Source organism: Halomonas citrativorans (genome assembly GCF_014898005.1).
Taxonomy (GTDB): Bacteria; Pseudomonadota; Gammaproteobacteria; order Pseudomonadales; family Halomonadaceae; genus Vreelandella; species Vreelandella citrativorans.
Genome location: NZ_JABUYX010000005.1, coordinates 172,251 through 187,721, shown reverse-complemented (window position 1 = coordinate 187,721; position 15,471 = coordinate 172,251). Strand labels below are relative to the sequence as shown.

At 54.6% G+C, this 15,471-nt stretch carries 13 protein-coding genes; 10 read left to right on the top strand and 3 right to left on the bottom strand.

Annotated elements, in window-relative coordinates:
* Positions 1-73: 73 nt before the first annotated feature.
* Complete coding sequence (locus INT20_RS08530; protein ID WP_193056782.1) at positions 74-970, bottom strand: LysR family transcriptional regulator; 897 nt, start codon at positions 968-970, stop codon at positions 74-76.
* 129 nt (positions 971-1,099) lie between these two features.
* Here INT20_RS08530 and INT20_RS08525 point away from each other — a divergent pair, with 129 nt between their 5' ends.
* From INT20_RS08525 to INT20_RS08515, 3 genes are all read left to right on the top strand, one after another.
* Entirely contained in the window at positions 1,100-2,611 is a 1,512-nt protein-coding gene (locus tag INT20_RS08525; protein WP_193054522.1) for a CoA-acylating methylmalonate-semialdehyde dehydrogenase, read from the top strand.
* Positions 2,612-2,631: 20 nt separating this feature from the next.
* Entirely contained in the window at positions 2,632-4,296 is a 1,665-nt protein-coding gene (locus tag INT20_RS08520) for a GMC family oxidoreductase (RefSeq protein WP_193054523.1), read from the top strand.
* A gap of 189 nt (positions 4,297-4,485) precedes the next feature.
* Complete coding sequence (locus INT20_RS08515) at positions 4,486-4,692, top strand: cold-shock protein (RefSeq protein WP_054641278.1); 207 nt, start codon at positions 4,486-4,488, stop codon at positions 4,690-4,692.
* Between the two features lie 504 nt (positions 4,693-5,196).
* Here the strand turns inward: INT20_RS08515 and INT20_RS08510 are convergent.
* Both INT20_RS08510 and INT20_RS08505 read right to left on the bottom strand, forming a co-directional pair.
* The gene (locus INT20_RS08510) at positions 5,197-5,559 is read right to left on the bottom strand and encodes a helix-turn-helix domain-containing protein (protein WP_226912098.1); all 363 of its coding nucleotides are present in this window, start codon (positions 5,557-5,559) and stop codon (positions 5,197-5,199) included.
* Entirely contained in the window at positions 5,556-5,852 is a 297-nt protein-coding gene (locus INT20_RS08505) for a type II toxin-antitoxin system HigB family toxin (protein ID WP_193054524.1), read from the bottom strand. Before INT20_RS08505 ends, INT20_RS08510 begins: the two co-directional genes overlap by 4 nt.
* A 514-nt stretch (positions 5,853-6,366) precedes the next feature.
* On the opposite strand from INT20_RS08505, the gene INT20_RS08500 reads away from it, so the two are divergent.
* The 7 genes from INT20_RS08500 (at position 6,367) to INT20_RS08470 (ending at position 15,428) form a co-directional block, all read left to right on the top strand.
* Positions 6,367-8,136: an SLC13 family permease gene (locus INT20_RS08500; RefSeq protein ID WP_172117279.1), complete on the top strand. Its 1,770-nt coding sequence runs from the start codon at positions 6,367-6,369 to the stop codon at positions 8,134-8,136.
* Between the two features lie 121 nt (positions 8,137-8,257).
* Positions 8,258-8,923, top strand: coding sequence for an alpha/beta hydrolase (locus tag INT20_RS08495; RefSeq protein WP_172117278.1), 666 nt, complete (start codon positions 8,258-8,260; stop codon positions 8,921-8,923).
* 68 nt (positions 8,924-8,991) lie between these two features.
* Complete coding sequence (locus INT20_RS08490; protein ID WP_193054525.1) at positions 8,992-9,678, top strand: NADH-quinone oxidoreductase subunit K; 687 nt, start codon at positions 8,992-8,994, stop codon at positions 9,676-9,678.
* A complete protein-coding gene (locus INT20_RS08485; protein ID WP_193054526.1) occupies positions 9,675-11,165 on the top strand; it encodes a complex I subunit 5 family protein in 1,491 nt (496 codons plus the stop codon). The genes INT20_RS08490 and INT20_RS08485 overlap by 4 nt, the downstream gene beginning before the upstream one ends.
* Complete coding sequence (locus tag INT20_RS08480; RefSeq protein ID WP_193054527.1) at positions 11,162-12,667, top strand: complex I subunit 5 family protein; 1,506 nt, start codon at positions 11,162-11,164, stop codon at positions 12,665-12,667. Before INT20_RS08485 ends, INT20_RS08480 begins: the two co-directional genes overlap by 4 nt.
* Positions 12,664-14,436 carry a proton-conducting transporter transmembrane domain-containing protein gene (locus INT20_RS08475; protein ID WP_193054528.1) on the top strand — a complete coding sequence of 591 codons (1,773 nt, stop codon included), beginning with the start codon at positions 12,664-12,666 and terminating at the stop codon, positions 14,434-14,436. The genes INT20_RS08480 and INT20_RS08475 overlap by 4 nt, the downstream gene beginning before the upstream one ends.
* Positions 14,433-15,428, top strand: coding sequence for a YihY/virulence factor BrkB family protein (locus INT20_RS08470; protein ID WP_172117273.1), 996 nt, complete (start codon positions 14,433-14,435; stop codon positions 15,426-15,428). Before INT20_RS08475 ends, INT20_RS08470 begins: the two co-directional genes overlap by 4 nt.
* Positions 15,429-15,471 lie beyond the last annotated feature (43 nt).

The window sequence follows — 15,471 nt, the reverse complement described above, 5'->3', positions numbered from 1 at the left end:
TACGTCTTTTATCAATGGTTGGCTGGCGTATGTATTAGTGATAGTTCCGTCCATCTTTTTAAAGCCAGTTTTTTTAAAGCGAGGGCCATACTTCGCTCAGCGTACGTAATGCCGCGTCAATGGGAGGTTCTTCTGCACGATCATGGCGCCAAATCAAGCTAAGTGCGCAGGGCAGGCGAATATTACTGGCAACGACAAGGCCGCTTTCCTGACGCTCGGTCATAGCCAGAGCATCGCGCGCAAGGCTCAGGCCAACGCCCGCGCGGACTAAGTCCAGCATGCAGGCCTCCTGGTCGACCTGAGCGACGCGATTGGGTGTGACGCCACTGTTGGCAAGTGTGTGTTGTAAAAGGCGGTGATGGGCCGAGTCCTCGGGCGTGACGATCCAGGGCAAGCGGGCCAGGGCTTCCCAGCGTGTATCGGCCAGTTGGGCATCCCAGCCCATCGGGGCAACAATGTAGTAGTGAAAGTGGGTCAGTTCGCGCCAGGCAAGCACCTCATGGTCGGTTCCCAGGCCGGGCGGCGCTAGGTAAAACCCTACATCCAGGTCGCCTTGCTCAACACGTCTTAACGTATTGCCGCTCATCCCATGATGAAGCTCGGTTTCAAGCTGCGGTGCTTGCGTCATTAGACGGCGCAGGAAAGCGCCCAGGCGAATAAATTCTGGATCGACAATCGTGCCTATCTTGAGCTTGCCTCTTGGCGTGCTGTGCAACGTATTGGCCGTTTGCTCAAAAGCATAGGCGCTTGCCAGGGCTTTCTCGGCGGAGGGTAGCAGGGCATGGCCATCAGGCGTTAGCGCTAAGCCCTGGGGGCGGCGTTCAAACAAAGTAAGCCCCAAGCTTAGCTGAAGCTGCTTCAACTTTAGGCTGATGGCGGGCTGGGTAAGGTGCAGTTGCTCAGCCGCGCGTGAGACGCTGCCTAGACGGGCGACCATGACAAATGCCCGTAGTGTCGCGTATTCGTGCATGGCGCCTCCTGGTTTTCATTTTGTTATTAGCAGAGCTTATATCCCGGTTTAAATTTACTCAATTGATCGCGCCAACAATCACGCTAGTCTGGGCAGATCCCATTGGTTCTGCTTATAAAGGTAGTGATGATGACAACAACAGCCATTCAGCACTTTATTAATGGTCAGATCAGCGAAGGTCGCTCTGGCGATGCCCAGGATGTGTTTAACCCAGCCACCGGCCAAGTCACCGGCCGTGTCGCCCTGGCGTCACAAAGCGATGTGGAGGCGGCTGTAAATGCGGCCAGTGCAGCGTTTCCTGCGTGGGCCGATACGCCGCCCATTCGCCGGGCCCGAGTGCTGTTCAAGTTTCTGGAATTATTGAATACGCATAAAGATGCCTTGGCTGAGGCGATCACCCAAGAGCATGGCAAAGTATTTACCGATGCCCAGGGCGAGGTGGCGCGCGGGATTGATGTTGTCGAGTTTGCCTGCGGTATCCCCCAACTGCTTAAGGGTGACTACACCGAGCAGGTCAGTACCGGTATTGATAATTGGACAACCCGGCAACCGCTTGGCGTTGTGGCGGGTATTACGCCGTTTAACTTCCCGATCATGGTGCCGATGTGGATGTTCCCTATCGCCATCGCCACGGGTAACACCTTTATTCTCAAACCAAGCCCGCTTGACCCTAGCGCTTCATTAATGCTGGCAGACCTTCTGAAGCAGGCCGGTTTGCCCGATGGCGTGTTTAACGTGGTGCAGGGAGGGAAGGAGTCTGTTGAAGCATTAATCGATCACCCCGAGGTCAAAGCGCTCTCGTTTGTTGGCTCGACGCCAATTGCCAACCTGATCTATGAGCGGGGTGCCAAGCACGGCAAGCGCGTGCAGGCATTGGGCGGGGCGAAAAACCATATGGTCGTGATGCCTGATGCGCACCTGGATAAAGCGGTGGATGCGTTAATCGGCGCCGCCTACGGCTCGGCGGGCGAGCGCTGCATGGCGATTAGCGTAGCGGTACTGGTCGGCGACGTGGCGGATAGCGTGGTGCCCAGGCTTGCCGAGCGTGCTAAAGCGCTAAAAGTAAAAAATGGCATGCAGCTGGATGCCGAAATGGGGCCGATCGTAACGCGCCAGGCCCATCAGCGTATTACCGGCTACATCGAAAAAGGCGTGTCTGAAGGCGCGAAACTGATCGTGGATGGCCGCGAGTTTGATACTGCCCAGGTGGGTAGTGACTGTGCCGACGGCTTCTGGATGGGCGGCACGCTTTTCGACCACGTCACGCCGGAAATGACGATCTATAAAGAAGAGATCTTTGGCCCGGTGTTGGTGTGCGTACGCGTGCCGGATGTCGCGACGGCCATTCAGTTAATCAACGACCATGAATTCGGTAACGGCGTCAGCTGTTTTACCGAAAGCGGCAGCGTGGCAAGAGAGTTTGGGCGCCGTATTCAGGTCGGCATGGTCGGTATCAATGTGCCTATCCCTGTGCCGATGGCGTGGCACGGCTTTGGCGGTTGGAAGCGCTCACTGTTCGGTGATACCCACGCCTACGGTGAGGAGGGCGTACGTTTTTATACTAGGCAGAAGTCAATTATGCAGCGCTGGTCAGACTCGATTGATAACGGGGCTGAGTTTGTGATGCCGACGGCCAAATAAGTCGATGCGGAGCAAGGCAAATGACACAACAACAAACCTTGGCATTTGACTACATTGTGATAGGTGCAGGCACCGCAGGCTGCCTGATGGCCAACCGGTTAAGCGCCGATCCGAATAATCGGGTGCTTCTAATCGAAGCGGGTGGGCGCGATAACTATCACTGGATCCATATTCCGGTGGGGTATCTGTACTGCATTAATAACCCGCGCACCGATTGGCTGTTTCGCACCGAGCCAGAACAAGGCTTGAACGGCCGTTCGCTGATTTACCCGCGGGGTAAAACCCTGGGCGGCTGTTCGAGTATCAACGGCATGATTTATATGCGCGGCCAGGCGCGCGACTACAACCACTGGGCTGAGGTCGTGGGTGATGATGCTTGGCGGTGGGAGAACTGCCTGCCGGACTTTATGCAGCATGAAAGCCACTACCGGCTGGATGAAGGAGGCGATGCGGATGCCGAGCAGCGCGAGTTTCACGGCGATAGCGGTGAGTGGCGGGTTGAAAAGCAGCGCTTGAAGTGGGAAGTGTTGGACGACTTCGCCGAGGCGGCCGTGCAGGCCGGTATTCCCCGCACCGAGGATTTTAACCGTGGCAATAATGAAGGTGTTGCTTACTTTGAAGTCAACCAGCGTAATGGCTGGCGCTGGAACACCGCCAAGGCGTTTTTACGCCCCGCGCTTAAACGTAACAACCTGACGCTTTGGCACTCTACCCAGGTGAATCGGCTCTGCTTTGAAGATGGTCAGGGCAGTCCACTCTGTAACGGAGTAGACGTTACCCAGCGCGGGAAAAACCTGAACGCCCGCGCCAGCAAAGAAGTAATTTTGTGTGCCGGTGCCATTGGCTCGCCGCACCTTTTGCAGCTATCGGGTATTGGGCCTAAAGCGCATCTTGAAGAGCACGCCATTGAGGTAGTGCATGACCTGCCGGGTGTAGGCGAGAACCTGCAAGATCATCTTCAGATCCGTTCAGTGTATCGTGTCACCAATGCAAAAACGCTCAATGCGGTAGCAGGCACTTTGCTGGGTAAAGCAGGCATTGGCTGGGAGTATCTGTGCAAGCGCACCGGCCCCATGAGCATGGCACCTTCACAACTTGGCGCCTTTACGCGCAGCTCTAACGAGTATGAGCACGCTAATATTCAGTACCACGTTCAGCCATTAAGCCTTGAGGCATTTGGGCAGCCGCTACATCCTTATCCGGCCATTACCGCCAGCGTATGCAACTTAAATCCGAGCAGTCGCGGAACAGTCCGCCTGAAAAGCTCCAATCCAGCTGATGCTCCGGCTATTTCGCCCAACTATTTAAGTACCCACGAGGATCGAAAGGTGGCCGCTGATTCACTGCGCGTTACTCGGCACATTGCAGCGCAAGCGGCTTTTTCCAAATATGCTCCCGAGGAGGTTAAACCGGGGCTTGAGTATCAAAGTGATGACGAGCTAACGCGCTTGGCAGGCGACATAGGTACCACCATTTTTCATCCCGTAGGCACAACACGGATGGGTTGTGCTGATGATCCGATGGCCGTTGTGGATGCTAAATTACGAGTGCTGGGCGTCAAGGGGTTACGCATTGCGGATGCGGGGATAATGCCCACCATCACCAGCGGTAATACAAACTCGCCCACGTTAATGATTGCAGAAAAAGCGGCTAAATGGATTTTAGAGGAAAATGTGTTGCATTAACTTTTTTTTTAAGCATAGTGTTGACGTGCGACCTGGTTAGGCGCATTCTTAAACGCAGTTGGTTAGCAAGTCGAACGTTGTCAGCAGTATCGAACGCCTAAGCGTGAGTCTGGTGAAAGTTTCTTGTTCTACCCACTGCAATTCGGGTATTTCCCGGCTTTACATTAAGCTACATCGAGGATTTCGATCATGGCAACTGGTACCGTTAAGTGGTTTAACGACACTAAAGGTTTCGGCTTCATTTCTCCGGACGACAATGGCGACGACCTGTTCGCGCATTTCTCTGAAATTCAAGCTGACGGTTTCAAAACTCTGCAAGACGGCCAGAAGGTTTCCTTCGACGTCACTCAGGGTAAGAAAGGCCTTCAGGCTTCCAACATCAAAGTTCTGGGTTAATTCTCAGCGTTTGATGTTTGCTGCTAGCGCCAAGCGTTAGTAAGCTGAAAAAACGCTCGTGAGCGTAATGCCGTTCGGTTAACGATGACCGAAGGCTCTAAGAAAATCCGGTATTCTTCATTGGATACCGGATTTTTTTGTGCCTATTCAACAGACATTGCTCGATATTGATGAGCTACATTCCTTCACTGGCCTCAGCACCTTTGCCCAGCATATCCCTGTCGAATGGATAGAGTCTGCTCTTCACCTTTCTGGATGACCGTCCTCGACCATCAAGGCCGAGGACGGTAAAAATATCCAAAACCCGCTATCCAGTAAATCGCAAGGCGGCGCCGCTTAAGTGAACAGCATTACGAGCCTAGCGCCAAGGCTTTTTGCTATCCACTTCCCAGCTAGAAAGCGTCACAGGTGCCACTACCGAGCAAATCAGATACAGCAGACATTGCGGTTAGATTCTTTTGATGGGCAGGAAGGATTCAACCCCGCTGAAGCGGGGTCTGCTGGTTAGGCGACCTGATTCATAAGGCTGTCGTAAGGGATTTTCAGGCCGTCATGAAGTCTTTTTATCATGCCCAGGCTTAGCTTGCGCTTACGATTCAATACCTCAGAGACGCGGCCACTAGGACCGATATAAGCCTCAAGGTCGCGCTGCGTTAGTCCCTGTTGCTCCATGCGAAATTTGATAGCTTCGATGGGGTCGGACGGGCCAATGGGATAGTGCTTATCCTCGTACTTCTCAATAAGGATGGAAAGCACTTCAATTTCATCGGCTTCAGGAGAGTCCGGCGCGGCACTCCAAAGCTCTTCTAGGCGAGCGAAAGCGCGATCAAGGTCGCTATCATTACGGATGGGCTGAATGTTCATCATATTGTCTCCGCATCAACTTTATCGTACTGAGCATGGGTGCCGACGAATCGAACCCAGGCAATTTGCTGCTCATAACGAATGGATAGGATTACCCGGTACTTATTGCCACCGATATTGAAAACAGCGCGCCCACCTTTCAGGATGCTTGCTGTTCTAATATCAGCCTTTAGTTGCTGTGGTGTTTCCCAAGATGCCTTTAGCATCATGTTATACCACTCGGTCAGCGGGGTTTCGGCATCGCCATAGCCCTGCTCCCAAAACTCTTTCAGCGTACGCTTTGCTATGACTCTCATGCCATCTCCCAATATGGGATATTGTAGCGCCTCCCAATTTGGGAGTAAAGCTTGATTCCAACAAGCTAGCGCCGCCTTTCCTTTGAAAGCTAAGATTGATTAGAACGCCCATATCGTCAGATGCCGCTAAGCGCGTCCCCAGTGATCGACTGCATGCCTTTCAGGGGGCGCTTACGGCGGAGGGCTGAAGGAGGCTGAATTCTTGGCGCGAGAGAATGAAGAAACGCGATACCGTATTTCGATCGATTCCAGTGGCACCATGGATATATCGCCTACTGCCTACTAGGGCGCTTATTTATTCTCAAGGGCTTGAGATAGGAAGACCCCGCCGAAGCGGTAATGCTGTTCGGTCATCGGCAAACCTTAACCGAACAGCATTACGCTCACGAGCGGGGGTTTTTGTGTGTGAATTTTCTTATTCTATTTTGGTATTTAAATGTTTCTAAAAATAACTTTTTAGAATATGTGGTTGAGGTCACAATAGCGCATTACTTTTTGTTAGGAATGTCGCGTTATGACACTGGATGCATGGATTGCGATAGCGGTGGTTGCCACCATCTTCCCGCTAATGACCGTCTCGAGGTTAGGGCCCGACATCATTTTGCTTGGCGCTGTCATTGTACTGATGACCCTGGGTGTTATTGAGCCAGCTCAGGCGTTAAGCGGCTTTTCCAACAGTGGGCTGTTTACGGTCGCTTTTATGTACGTGCTGGTGGCTAGCATCCGTGAAACGGGCGGTATCGATCTTATTATTCGCTATGTATTGGGGCGCCCTAAAACTGAGCGGGGGGCTTTGGTGCGGTTACTGTTACCGGTGGCCTCTTTAAGTGCTTTTTTAAATAACACCCCTGTAGTGGCTACCTATATACCGGCGGTTATGAGCTGGAGTCGGCGGCTGCGACGCTCCCCTCAGCGGCTGCTGATGCCGTTAAGCTTCGCCTCCATTCTTGGCGGTACGATTACCTTGTTTGGCAGCAGCACCAACCTGGTGGTGTATGGGCTGCTGACGGAGCGTTATCCCAATGTGACCATGGGCCTGTTTGACCTTGCCTGGGTGGGTGTGCCGGTCGCCGTGGTAGGACTTGCCTATCTGGTGATTCTTGGGCCGCGCCTGTTACCTGCTCGCGAGGGGTTGGCCAATGCGTTCGCTAACCCGCGTGAATTTACCATTGAGATGGAGATTGATCGGGAAGGCGTTCTGGTTAATCGAACGGTGGAGGAGGCCGGGCTGCGCCACTTGCAAGAGCTGTTTCTGGTTGAGATCGAGCGTGACGGTAACGTTGTGAGTGTTGTGGGGCCTGGTGAGCAGTTAAAGGGTGGCGACCGGTTGGTGTTTGTGGGCACCAGCGATGCCGCTGTCGAACTACAGCAAATTCGTGGATTAATACCCTCGCATGATCATACCTCCAGCCTGGAAAAAGAGTTCAAAGAGCGCCGCTTGGTCGAAGCCGTAGTGTCGAACCAGTGCCAGTTCATTGGCCAGCGCATTCGAGACGGCCGCTTTAGGACGCTTTATGGTGCGGCCGTACTGGCTATCTGCCGAGGCGGTGAGCGTGTCACCGGCAATCTGGGGCAGGTACGCCTGCAGCCCGCTGATGTGCTGCTACTGGAAGCGCGTCCTCCATTTATTGAACGCCACCGTCAGTCAAAAGACTTTCTCTTGATCAGTGAGCTAAACGGCTCTGCGCGGCCTGTTCATGAAAAAGCGCCGCTCGCCTGGGGGATTCTGCTGGGGGCAGTATTGCTGGCTGCATTCGGCGTTTTGAGCATGTTAAATGCCGCGATGCTGGGCGCTGCACTGGCGCTGTTAAGCGGCTGCTGTTCGGTTGAAGCTGCCCGGCGCGGGCTGGATAGCCAAGTGCTTTTGACGATTGCTGCCTCGTTTGGTGTGGGGGCTGCGCTGCAGAGTTCGGGCGCCGCAGATGCGATTGCCGGTGGCATACTGCATGTCGTAGGCAGTAACCCTTGGCTGCTCTTGATAGGTACGTACTGTGTTGTGGCGCTACTAACCGAGCTTGTCACTAATAACGGTGCGGCGGTGATCATTTTTCCGGTCGTCATGGCCGCCGCCGAGAGCCTTGGCGTAAGCTCAATGCCTTACGTGATTGCAATAATGTTTGCTGCTTCGGCCAGCTTTTTAACGCCTATTGGCTATCAAACCAACTTAATGGTGTATGGCCCCGGCGGTTATCGTATTAGTGATTTTATGCGCGTAGGCGGTGGCCTAAACGTGCTAACCGGGGCCATCGCACTCATATTGATTCCTCATGTGTGGCCCTTTTAAGCGTAATCACTCGCTGTGAATGCCGGTTTACGTTAGGGTCTGTTAATGTTTCATCGCCGCTTGCGCTAAGCGTTCAAGCGCCCTAATCGCGTGCTTTTTCAATTAAGTAAGGATAAATATCATGACGGACCCAGGCGAACTGATTATTGAACCGAAAAACGGTCAACCTGCCGATGCCTGTGTGTTTATCATTCATGGCTTAGGTGCCGATGGGCATGACTTCGAGCCTCTGGTGCCCGCGCTTAACCTTCCTGAAGATGCCCACGTACGGTTTATTATGCCGCACGCGCCACGGCTGCCGGTGACCGTTAACGGCGGCATGGTGATGCCCGCCTGGTACGACATTCTGGCGATGGACCTCGGGCGCCGTGTTGATGAAGTACAGCTGAAATGCTCTGCCAAGCGTATTCAGGCGCTGATACAGGAACAGATTGATCACGGTATCGATAGCCAGCGGATTATCGTGGCAGGGTTCTCTCAGGGGGGCGCGGTGGCTTATCAGGCGGCGTTATCTTTTCCGTTGCCGTTAGGTGGGTTGCTGGCAATGTCGACCTACTTTGCCACGGCAGACAGTATCGAATTGAGTGATGCCAACAAGGCAATTCCGATTGAGGTGCATCATGGTAATATGGACCCTATCGTGGCAGAGAGTTTGGGACGGGCTGGGTTTGAGCGCTTAAAAGCCCAAGGCTACACCGCCAACTATCGCCAGTATCCTATGGCTCACGCACTTTGCCCTCAGCAAGTGGGCGATATTGGTCAGTGGTTGAGCACTCTTCTGAAGTAATCCTTACATCGACAAGTGATCAAAAGATAGGCAAAGTAATTTGTCTATAAGCCGCTGCAAGGATAGCAATGGCAGTAATCTCGTCTGTCGACCTCATCGAGGCTGTATTAGCGCTGTGTCTTTTGATAGCAGCGCTGATTTGCCTATTTGACCGCCATTTGGTGCGTGCGTGTCGCGCCTTTTTTGCCTTTACGCTCACAATGGCGCTTGCCTGGCTAACCCTGGGGATGCCCTGGTTAGCGGCTGTCGAAGGGCTATTGGGCACGGTATTAACCGTCGCCTGCTTTTTTTACGCGTTAGGTATCTTTCCCTCAAGCGCTTCTAAATTACCCCGTTACGATCATTTTGAGCCGCCACTAACGCATAGAGTCACGCGCATTGTGTTAGCGCTTGCCTGGTGTTTGATGGTCGGAGTTGCCATTTTCCTTGTGCTACCTGAAATGGCTTACTCGCCTGCAAAGCACCCTCTGGTGTTGGCCGGAGTGGCGGTGGTGGCCACAGCAATGGGCGCTTTTGCCTGGCAGCGCCACTTATTGCGCCGTTTGCTTGCCTTTAACGTACTGGGGTCGGGTGTGTTTCTGCTCTTGGCCGGGGTCGCAGGCGCAATTCCCCAAGGGCAGGCGCTGGTTATAGTGGGCCTGGTGATCGCCTGGCTCGGATCACTGCTGGGGGCATTAGTGATCCGAAAGCTTTACCAGCTTGAAGGGCAAGAGGCCCTGTTAGAGGATGACGGGCGTGAGGAGAAGGCTAAATGATAGAGCGATTTGGCCTGACAGACAGTACATTCGAGCCGCTTTTAACTAGCCATTGGGCATTGGCTGCCGCCGTGTGTTTGCCGCTTGTTTTCGGTGGGCTAGCCGCACTCTGGCCACCTAAGCGAATGTGGCCTATCGCGTTGGCATGCGTTCCTGTATTGGCCGCCGGGCTATCGTTATTGATCGACTACCAGCAAGTAGGGCTACTGCACTGGGGCTGGGAAACCTGGGGAATTAATGTTGCGCTGCGCTTAAACGGGGTAAGCGTGCTGATGTTACTGTTAACGCAGTGGCTGGCAGCGGCAGCGGCGCTTTATACCCCAGGCTCGCTGCGGCTTTCGGCACCCGAACCGTTGGCCCGTTGGATATGGCCGTTGATGGGCGTTATGGTCAGCGCGCTTTCGTTGATTTGGCTGGCCACTGACTTGATCACGCTCTACCTTGCGCTGGAGGCCATGGGGTTGGCTGCGGTAGGCATGCTGCTGCTTTCAGGTAAGGCCGCGGCGTTGTTGGCCGGTATGCGGTATCTGTTGCTTACGCTGGTGGGGTCGCTTGCCTATTTACTGGGCGTCGCGCTGCTGTTGGGCACTTGGGGGCGGCTTGATTTGGTCGGGCTTGCGCAGGTTATTGAGCCAGGGCCGATTGTCTGGATCGCAGCGGCGCTAATAGGGGCGGGGCTTGCCTTGAAAGCTGCTCTCTTTCCGCTTCATGCTTGGCTTTCTCCGGTGCATTCCAGCGCCTGGACGCCTGTGAGCGTATTGCATGCTGGGCTGGTGGTTAAAGCATCGCTATTCGTGCTGCTTCAGCTGTGGAGTCTTTTATTACCGGACACCTTTTGGGCGCCGCGATTAATCGCTTGGCTGGGCATGTTGGCCATTATATGGGGTGGCTTAATTGCCTGGCGTGCTGAAACGCTCAAAACAGTGGTGGCTTCATCAACCGTGGCGCAGTTGGGCTACTTGATGGTGGTGTTCCCCTTATTGCTAGGCCCCAATGTAGCATCAGTGGTAAAGGCGCTGGCGTGGGAAGGGTTCTGGTTGCAGTTAATAGGCCATGCGCTAGCGAAAGCCGCGATGTTTTTAGCCGCCGGTAATTTGATAATGGCCACCGGTGAAACGACCCTAAAGGGGCTTGCTGGCACCAGCCGCCGCCTACCGCTTTCACTGTTGGTTTTTGGAATTGCGTCGGTAACTTTAATGGGGCTGCCACCAAGTGCGGGCTTTACGGCTAAATGGCTGCTCCTGCAAGCCATGGTGCTCTCCCACCAGTGGCTGGCAGTGGCAGTATTGCTTATAGGTACACTGTTAACCGCCGCCTATATTTTTCGCTTTTTCCGCTATTCGTTCCTGGAGGAGGCCCCGCGCCACCGTTTTCAGCCTCTTGCTCCGGGTATGGATGCGGTTGCGCTTTGCTTAGCCATGGCGGCGTTAGCGTTAGGGCTTTTAGCGCACTTTCCGCTTGAGCTTCTTCATGGAGATCACGCATGAATATCGCTTGGCTACCCTTGACTGCGTTGGCTGCATCGCTACTGGCCGTAGTGATTATTTTTATACTGCCTGAAGCATCCAGGCGGATGCGTACCAGTATCAACCTGCTGGCGGCTGTCATCAAAATCAGCCTGGTGGCGCTAATGGTAACGCTCGTAGCACGTGGCGAGGAGGCCGTGTTCAGCTTTCAGGTGGTCGGTAATATCGACTTTGTACTGCGTGCTGACGCGTTGGGCGTCATGTTTGCCGGGCTCTCGTCGCTCTTATGGCTATGCACTACGATTTACGCCATTGGTTATCTGGAAGGAACCGCGAACCGTAAGCGCTTTTTTGGGTTTTTCAGCTTATGTGTTGCCAGTACGCTGGGTATTGCGCTGGCCGGTAACTTGTTTACCTTTCTGATTTTCTACGAAATGCTGACGCTGTCCACCTATCCGTTGGTGGTCCATTCGGGCACTGATAAAGCCTTAAATGCTGGGCGAATTTATCTACGTTACACCCTGACCGCAGGCGTAGTACTGCTGTTGGGTACGGTGCTTTTATATAGTTTAACGAGCGACCATTCGTTCGCCTCCGAGCGCGGTCTAGAAGGCTACTTAGTAGACCACCGCAGCCTGCTAACGTTTATATTTGCGCTTCTGGTGGGTGGGTTTGCCGTTAAGGCTGCCATGGTGCCGCTGCATGGCTGGCTGCCCAGGGCCATGGTCGCACCGGCACCGGTAAGCGCACTATTGCACGCAGTCGCGGTGGTAAAAGCCGGTGCCTTTGGCATTTTGCGAATTATTTACGACTTGTATGGCATTGAGCTAAGCGTAGAGCTTGGGGTTACGACGGTGCTAGCAGTGGCGGCCTCGATCACTATTATATACGGCTCAATACGCGCCATCGCGCAGCAGGAGTTAAAGCCGCGACTGGCCTTTTCAACCATCAGCCAAGTGTCGTATATCGTGCTTGGGGTTAGCCTGGTGGGTCCTTTTGGCACCATTGGCGCGCTTGCTCACCTACTGCACCAAGGGATCATGAAGGTAACGCTATTTTTCTGTGCGGGTATTTATGCAGAAGAGCTGGGCATCCACCGCATTGATGAGATGGATGGAGCGGGTAAGCGTATGCCGCTCACCAGCTTGGCCTTTACAGTGGGCGCCTTTGGCATGATTGGTCTACCGCCTGTGGCCGGATTTATCACTAAATGGTATTTGGGAATTGGCGCCATTCAGGCCGACATGTATTGGGTTGTCGCCGTGCTGGTGTCAAGCAGTGCGCTAAATGCCCTCTATTTTCTGCCGATCGTGCATCGTCTTTGGTTTCGTGTTGGGCCTGCCCATGGCAATGGGAGCTGGCCAAAAGATCAGCGTCTTGGGCGTTTGGAAACTCACGGTTGGCTGCTCTGGCCTGCGGTGTTTACTGCCGTTCTCAGTATCGCTGCTGGCGCACTTGCCGGGTTGCCGTTTAGCCCACTGGATTGGGCAACGCGTGTAGCCGAGGGGGAGTACCTGCAATGATAACGCTACTCTTGGTGATAACACTTTGCTGGCCGGTCTGCGTGTCGTTGATGGGCGTATGGAAGGCTTATCGTACACCCGCTGCTCAGCGCCGCTACTTCTCGTGGGGCTGGCTCAGTGCGGCATGGCCGGCGCTACTGTTGGCGTATATAGGGGAAGCCCAGTGGGTGATAGATGCCTGGATGCTGGGTGGGCACTGGTCGCTTAACGCACTGAGCCGCCCTTGGCTTGCTTTCACCGCGCTGCTTTGGTGTTTTGCAGCGATTCATGCGCGTGGATACTTTGCCAAGGAGCAGGCCAGCGCCCAAGCGGGCGACAGTGCCGCTGAGCGCCGGTTGTTGTGCCTGGCTCTGTTATGGCCATTAACGTTTGTCGGTAACGTACTTCTGATTATCGCCCAGGATATCGCCACTTTTTACCTGGGCTTTGCGCTGATGACGTTTGCCGCCTATGGCCTGGTCGTACATAACGGTACGCCGGATGCGAAACTGGGGGCGAGGGCCTATTTGATTCTCGCGGTGGTCGGCGAAGGATTGATTCTTGGAGGTTTGCTGTGGGCGGCCGGTAGTGCGGAAACCGTACTGCTGGCAGGCGTACGTGAGGGGATCGCCACGGCTGAGTATGGCGCCTTAATGGCATGCTTACTGTGGCTTGGGCTGGGCGTGAAGGCAGGCGTTATCGGCTTACACGTGTGGCTACCGCTTGCGCACCCGGCGGCCCCCGCTCCGGCCAGCGCGGTGTTAAGCGGCGCGATGATCAAGGCCGGGCTGCTTGGCTGGATCTACGTATTACCTCTGGGGGAAACCTCGCTTTCCGGTGCGCTCACCCGGCTTGGCGACATCATGGTGATCGCTGGTTTGGCCGCTGCCTTTGGCGCGGCGCTGTATGGGGTATGGCAGAGGCATCCCAAGGCCGTATTAGCTTACTCCAGCATCAGCCAAATGGGCATGCTGACCGCCATGGTCGCTATGGGATTGGCAGCGCCCGAGGTGTGGCCCTTGTTGCTGCCGGGCGTGGTCCTCTTTGCGGCTCACCACGCGCTGGCCAAAGGCGCGCTATTTATGGGGACCAGCGTTAGTGAGCATTTACCTCGGTGGCCGTTGGCGCTTGTCTGGGTGCTGCTGGCGCTGCCTGCCTTGTCGCTTACCGGCGCCTTTGGCGCTGGGCTCGTCAGCAAGTGGGGCGTCAAAAGCGCGCTGTATGAGATGCATCATGAGCAACTGGTCGCGCTGTTAACCTGGGCGGCAATTGGCACCTCTGCGTTGGTGAGTGTCAGTCTCTGGCGGCAGTGGCAGCAGCGCAGCACCGGTGGCAGCCATCCTGGTCAGTGGGGTGGCTGGCTTGCTGCATTAACGGCCGCTCTTGTGACGCCGATATGGCTACCGCTCCCTCAAGGGAGTGTGGAAATCCCCCCGTTGAAAGAGTGGTTTAGCCTGATGTGGCCACTGCCCGTAGGCATCGTGTTAACGTGGGCGGGATGGTGGTTAACGCGCCATTGGCGTATACGCCCCCTGCCTGCCGGCGACTTATGGTGGCCTTATGCGTGGCTCGTTCAAAATGCCTTGGTAGGGGTTCGCTCTGCTGGGCAGTGGTGTGGCGATGTTAAAGCAGCGTCTGTGGGTATTGCTCTGGCCATTGAAAAGCGGATGATGGCGCGCTTAACTCAACTAACGGCTATGGAAAGCTGGATGCGCCACCATACGAGCGGCTTGATGATGGCGTTAGCCATTGTTTTGGCACTGTTATTAATCTGGGAAGGGTCGCCATGAGCCACGAGAGTTCACAGAACCACCGAGGGAGACGTGCCAAAAAGCCCGATGAGATTCCACGTTATGGGTGGTTTGATGTTGTATGGCGGGTGTTGCGCGCCGCTAAGCGTGACCGCCTTACCATGTTGGCGGCTGGTGTCGCGTTTTACGCTTTGCTGGCACTATTTCCTACCATTGCAGCGGTAATATCGCTGTGGGGATTGCTGTTTGATCCGGTGGAAGCAGGGCGGCAGCTTTATGAACTAAGCCGTTTTATGCCCCCGGATGCGGCAAGCCTTATTGATCAGCAAACCCAGACAGTGGTTGAGAGTGCCGAATCTGGCAACGTAATGGCGGTGCTTTTAGGGCTGTTGGTCGCCATGTATATCGCTTCCAAAAGCGTGGGAGTGCTTGTGGTAGGGCTGAATGTGGTTTATGGCGAAAAGGAGCGGCGTAACTTCTTTCTTCGCGGTGTTGTGTTGGTGCTACTGACGTTTGGCCTGATTGGCATGACGCTGGTATCGCTTGGCTTTATTGCGATTGTGCCTGTGTTGGTCGATGCCTTAGCGGTGGATGATCCTTTCGATCAAGTATTTAAGTGGCTGCGTTGGCCTGCCTTGTTGATCATCATGAGCTTTTTAATTGCCCTGCTGTACCGGTTTGCGCCTTATCGGCGTGCCGCACAATGGCGCTGGTTAAGCTATGGCACGCTGCTGGCGACCACTTTATGGTTACTTGGGTCAGGCGGGCTTTCACTTTATGTCCGCTACTTTTCAAGCTTCAGTGAGCTTTATGGGTCATTGGGCGCCGTGGTTGTACTGATGATGTGGTTTTGGCTGTCTGCGTTTGTGGTACTGCTGGGTGCAGAAGTGAACAGTGAAATGGAGCGTCAGACCTATAAAGACACCACTATTGGCGAAGAGCGCCCATTAGGTGAGCGCGAAGCCTTTGCCGCCGATACGCTGGGGGTTGAAAACCCTTGGAACGGCGATAAAGAAAAAAACCGCCAGTAGCGAGCTGGCGGTTTTACCGTACGTTTACGTATTAGGCGGTTAC